Below are 343 nucleotides of genomic sequence, written 5' to 3'. Positions count from 1 at the left end.
TTGGTGACGATCTCGACGTCGACGCCGAGTGCGGCGCCGTGTTCGACGACGCGGTTCTTGAAGCCGGCGTCGGCCCAGGTCTTGGTCAGGGTGGGGTAGGTGGTGGTGGCCTGGTCGAGCAGGTCTGCGCCGATGGCGTTGTCGCTGGCGCTGGCGGCGGTGACGATGACGGCGAGGAGCAGTCCGAGGGTGTCGGTGATGATGCCGCGTTTGCGGCCTACGATCTTCTTGGCGTTATGCCGATCCCGGCATAACGGCAAGAAGATCAACGGCTGGGGTTGACCCGGTTTGACGGACAGGGTCGGTAAGTTGATCTCACGCTACCTTGCTGGCTGGCCTGCGG

1 pseudogene is annotated in these 343 nt (G+C 64.4%); it reads right to left on the bottom strand.

Going from position 1 to position 343, the window contains the following annotated elements:
* Nucleotides 1–230: pseudogene (locus ACFHVL_RS31515) on the bottom strand (transposase); the annotation flags it as partial.
* Nucleotides 231–343: the final 113 nt, after the last annotated feature.

This window comes from Micromonospora sp. LOL_023 (genome assembly GCF_048060115.1).
GTDB lineage: Bacteria > Actinomycetota > Actinomycetes > Mycobacteriales > Micromonosporaceae > Micromonospora_E.
Note: the sequence above shows the minus strand (reverse complement) of the source record. Positions and strands in the feature narration are given on the sequence as shown.